Source organism: Lutibacter sp., assembly GCF_013139515.1.
GTDB lineage: Bacteria > Bacteroidota > Bacteroidia > Flavobacteriales > Flavobacteriaceae > Lutibacter.
The window spans coordinates 1-4764 of sequence record NZ_WTAR01000149.1; the positions used below are offsets into that span (position 1 = coordinate 1).

General features: G+C 29.8%; 5 protein-coding genes and 1 pseudogene. 5 read left to right on the forward strand and 1 reads right to left on the reverse strand.

Features of this window, described 5'->3' with window-relative positions:
* From GQ540_RS12790 to lipA, 5 genes and pseudogenes are all read left to right on the forward strand, one after another.
* A pseudogene (locus GQ540_RS12790) lies at positions 1 to 728 on the forward strand (elongation factor G); the annotation flags it as partial.
* Between the two features lie 351 nt (positions 729 to 1079).
* Positions 1080 to 1265: a membrane or secreted protein gene (locus tag GQ540_RS12795; protein ID WP_291801765.1), complete on the forward strand. Its 186-nt coding sequence runs from the start codon at positions 1080 to 1082 to the stop codon at positions 1263 to 1265.
* 125 nt (positions 1266 to 1390) lie between these two features.
* Entirely contained in the window at positions 1391 to 1957 is a 567-nt protein-coding gene (locus tag GQ540_RS12800; RefSeq protein ID WP_291801767.1) for an RNA polymerase sigma factor, read from the forward strand.
* Complete coding sequence (locus GQ540_RS12805) at positions 1957 to 3183, forward strand: Nramp family divalent metal transporter (protein WP_291801773.1); 1227 nt, start codon at positions 1957 to 1959, stop codon at positions 3181 to 3183. The genes GQ540_RS12800 and GQ540_RS12805 overlap by 1 nt, the downstream gene beginning before the upstream one ends.
* A gap of 33 nt (positions 3184 to 3216) precedes the next feature.
* Positions 3217 to 4083, forward strand: coding sequence for a lipoyl synthase (lipA, locus tag GQ540_RS12810; RefSeq protein ID WP_291801769.1), 867 nt, complete (start codon positions 3217 to 3219; stop codon positions 4081 to 4083).
* 156 nt (positions 4084 to 4239) lie between these two features.
* On the opposite strand, the gene GQ540_RS12815 is transcribed toward lipA, so the two are convergent.
* Positions 4240 to 4764, reverse strand: a 525-nt coding sequence (locus GQ540_RS12815) for an ATP-binding cassette domain-containing protein (protein WP_291801771.1), incomplete at its 5' end; no start/stop codon positions are given.

The following is a 4764-nucleotide window of genomic DNA, read 5'->3' on the forward strand; positions in this document are numbered from 1 at the left end:
GAATTACAGCCAGCTTTGAACAACCTAAAATTACTTATCGAGAAACTATTCAACGTTCTGCAACCACAAGTTATAAACATAAAAAGCAATCTGGTGGTTCTGGTCAATTTGGTGAAGTACACATAAAAATTGAGCCTTATTATGAAGGCATGCCTGAGCCTGAAGGGTTTAATATTAGAAAAAAAGAAGAAGTTGAATTAGAGTGGGGTGGTAAATTAGTTTTTTATAATTGTATTGTTGGTGGTGTTATAGACACACGTTACTTACCTGCAGTTTTAAAAGGAATTTTAGAAGTAATGGAAGAAGGGCCGCTAACAAAATCTTATGCGCGAGACATTAGAGTTATGTTATTTGATGGAAAAATGCACGCAGTAGATTCAAACGATATTTCATTTAAAATAGCTGCAGCTCACGCTTTTAAAGAGGCTTTTTTAAATGCAAAACCTAAATTATTAGAACCTATTCATGAGCTTACTGTAAAAGTTCCTGAAGAATTAATGGGAAATGTAATGACCGATTTACAATCTAGAAGATCTATTATTTTAGGAATGGACAGCGATGGTAAATACCAAACAATTAGTGCAAAAACACCTTTAGCAGAAATGTATAAGTATTCAACAACTTTACGTTCAATTACACAAGGTAGAGGTAGTTTTAAAACTGATTTTTCAAGTTTTGAATTAGTTCCAAACAATGTTCAAGAAGAATTGATTAAACAAAAAGCTTAAACTTAAAAGCTCTTAATAAATTAAAGACTCGTCAAAAATTAATTAGACGAGTCTTTTTTTTGTCTTTAGTTAATTAAATATTTATATATATTAATTCAATAATTCATAAAGGTTTAGATGGTTGGTTTCAACTTGTAATCTTTAAAAAATTTAAAATATCAATTAACTAATTGCTAATTTAATAAAATTAAATTAAAATTTAAAGTATATTGATTGACATCTAACACATTACACAAATAAAACTTAATATTTAACACTTTTTATTAAATAATTAATAAAGTTATTTTTCGTAACAAATGTGTTTTATTGTCATTTAATTAATAAGTATATTTGCAAAATAATTTTTCACATATGAAACTTGTACTTATCACTATAGGGTTATTAGGCTTAGGAATTGCTGGATTGGCAATTAAACTTTGGGCAAAAAAAGATGGTAAATTTGCTGGAACTTGCGCTAGTCAAAACCCACATTTAAATAAAAATGGTGAGCCTTGTGGCTATTGCGGTAAAGCTGCCAATCAATGTGAGAATAGATAGTATTTACTTTTTTTAAATATCAAAATACAAAATAAATACGCTCTATATTTAGTTTTCTGTAAGACTATTTTTAGTTTTCATACAAATGTTTATCTTTATCAACATCTTATTTCAAAACTTAAATAGTGTCAAATAAAAATATTGATATTGCTGAATTAGTTGAAAAAGCTAAAAAAAAAGATCAAAAATCTTTTAATACATTGCTAAACACTTATTGGAGTGATGTGTATAGGTTTCAATTTTTGAAAACTAAAAATGAAGATGAAGCTGAAGATATTACCATAAAAACCTTCTCAAAAGCATTTGATAAAATTAACTTATATAACGATCGTTATAATTTTAAAACATGGCTAATTTCAATTTCAAAAAATATATTTTTAGATCATATACGAAAACAACGCACTGAAACTATTTCTATTCATAAATCTTCCTCTGAAGCTTATAAAATTTCTGACGAAACACCATCTGCTGAAGATCAGTTAATTACAGAACAAAACTTACTGCAATTAAGAAATTACATTAAACAATTAAAACCTCACTATAAAGAAATTATAAACCTCAGGTATTTTAGAGATATGAGCTATAAAGAAATGGCTGATGTTTTAGATGAACCTATGAGTACAATTAAAGTTAAATTACTGCGTGCTAAAAATTTATTGGCTGAAATTATAAAAAAAGCTCCAAAAGATTGATGTTCAACAATTTTAATTGGTTAAAAAAGTTAGGTCCAGGATTACTTTTTGCTGGTGCAGCAATTGGAGTTTCACATTTAGTACAATCTACAAGAGCTGGAGCAGATTTTGGTTTTGGTTTAGTTTGGGCATTAATTTTAATTCACATTGTAAAATATCCATTTTTTCAATTTGGACCTCGCTATGCAACTGCTACCGGAGAAAGCTTATTAGACGGCTATAAAAAATTAGGAAAAGGTGTTTTACTCACCTACTTTGTGTTAAACCTTGCAACTATGTTTACTATACAAGCTGCAGTTACCATTGTTACAGCAGGCTTAGCTGCAAATTTATTTGGTATTACTACAAACCCAATTATTTGGAGTGTTATTATAACTGTAATATGCCTAATACTGTTACTTATTGGTAAATACAAGCTACTTGATAATTTAATGAAAATTATTATTATCACACTAACAATTAGTACAATTATTGCTTTAACAATTGCTTTTTTCAACACAAACACACCTCAAACATTCACACAAATTTTACCAAAAGGAAGTATTGAAGTTGGTTTTCTAATCGCTTTTTTAGGTTGGATGCCAGCGCCACTAGATGTATCGGTTTGGCAATCCCTTTGGGCAATTGAGAAACAAAAAGATAAAGCAACTCAATTTAATACAAAACAAGCAATATTTGATTTTAACATTGGATTTATTGCGACTTTAATTTTGGGTGTTTGCTTTGTTGCTTTAGGTACTTTAGTAATGTTTAATTCTAAAGAAATATTTAGCGGAAGTGCCATTCTATTCTCGCAACAATTAATAACACTATACACCAAAAGCTTAGGTTCAGAAATGTATATTTTTATTGCTGCTGCAGCTTTTACAACTATGTTTAGCACAACAATAACTACACTTGATGCTTCACCTAGAGCAATGACAAAAACATTTGACTTACTTACCAATAAATCATATAAAAACATGTATTGGTTTTGGATTAGTTTTCTTGCCATAGGGACTATTGCAATATTAATTTTCTTTATGTCTGAAATGGGTGTTCTTATAAAAATTGCAACCATACTATCTTTTTTAACCGCTCCTTTTTATGCAATTATAAATTACATTTTAATCTCTGGGAAACACACACCTTCAAAATGGAGACCTTCAATACAATTAAAAATTCTTAGTTGGTTTGGAATATTATTTTTAATCGGTTTTAGCATTTGGTTTCTTTTAAGTTTATAATTTCTTCGTACTTTTGCAGTCAATTTTAGTAAAATGTCTGAACAAACAATCACAAATAAAATACAAAAACCAAAATGGTTGCGAGTAAAGCTTCCTGTTGGTAAAAAATATACTGAATTAAGAAACGTAGTTGACAAATACAAACTAAATACCATTTGCACTAGTGGAAGTTGCCCTAACATGGGGGAATGCTGGACAGAAGGTACTGCTACTTTTATGATTTTAGGTAATATTTGCACACGTTCTTGTGGATTTTGTGGTGTGAAAACTGGTAGACCAGAAACTGTAGATTGGGAAGAACCTGAGAAAGTAGCTCGCTCCATTCAATTAATGAATATTAAACATGCAGTTATCACTTCAGTAGATAGAGATGACATAAAAGATGGTGGCTCTATTATTTGGACTGAAACTATAAACGCAATTAGAAGAGCAAACCCAAATACAACCCTAGAAACACTTATTCCTGATTTTCAAGGAAATAAAACGAATATTGATAGATTATTAGCCGTTGCTCCTGAAGTTATTTCTCATAATTTGGAAACTGTAAGACGTTTAACTCGTGAAGTTAGAATACAAGCAAAATACGATCGTAGTTTGGAAGTTTTAAAATATATGAAAGACCAAGGGCAGCGCAGAACAAAATCTGGAATTATGCTTGGTTTAGGTGAAACTGAAGCTGAAGTAATTGAAACAATGCAAGATTTAGCCAATGCTAAAGTTGATATTTTAACTATTGGTCAATACTTACAACCAAGTAAAAAACACTTGCCTGTTATTGAATTTATTACACCTGAACAATTTATAAAATACAAAGAAATTGGATTAGAAATGGGCTTTAAATATGTTGAAAGTGGTGCATTGGTACGTTCGTCATATAAAGCACAGCGACATTTAGTGTAATTTTCTTGTTTTAACTTTTAATTAACGTCGTCTCAATTTTTTGGCACAAGAATTGCATTATTCTTTTTATGAAGCATAGAACTTGCAGAACTTTGTTTTCATTCTATAAATTTTGAGTTAGTTAATAAAAAAAAGCAGCCAATTGGCTGCTTTTTTTTATTTATACATTTTAGTTCTTAATTCTTTAATTTTTGGGTCTCCTAGATACTCATCAAATGTTGTATATCTATCAATAACACCTTTTGGTGTAATTTCAATAATTCTATTAGCAACAGTATGTGCAAACTCGTGATCGTGAGTTGTAAAAAGCACCGTTCCTTTAAAATTACTTAATGAGTTGTTAAATGCTTGAATAGACTCTAAATCTAAGTGGTTAGTTGGCTCATCTAATAGTAATACATTCGCTCTTATCATCATCATTCTTGACAACATGCATCGTACCTTTTCACCCCCCGAAAGCACATTGCATTTTTTTAAGGCTTCTTCACCACTAAAAATCATTTTCCCCAAAAAACCTCTTAAAAATACTTCTTCTCTTTCTTCCTCAGTTTTTGCATATTGACGTAACCAATCAACTAAATTCAAACTTGCATCAGTAAAAAAGCTTGAATTATCTAGGGGTAAATAAGACTGAATTGTGGTCACTCCCCATTGGAATTTTCCACTATCTTGTTTTAAATT

What these genes read in the sequence shown, in the direction of transcription:
- GQ540_RS12795 (WP_291801765.1), top strand. Translation starts at nt 1,080, where the DNA reads ATGAAACTTGTACTTATCACTATAGGGTTATTAGGCTTAGGAATTGCT.
- GQ540_RS12805 (WP_291801773.1), top strand. Translation starts at nt 1,957, where the DNA reads ATGTTCAACAATTTTAATTGGTTAAAAAAGTTAGGTCCAGGATTACTT.
- lipA (WP_291801769.1), top strand. Translation starts at nt 3,217, where the DNA reads ATGTCTGAACAAACAATCACAAATAAAATACAAAAACCAAAATGGTTG.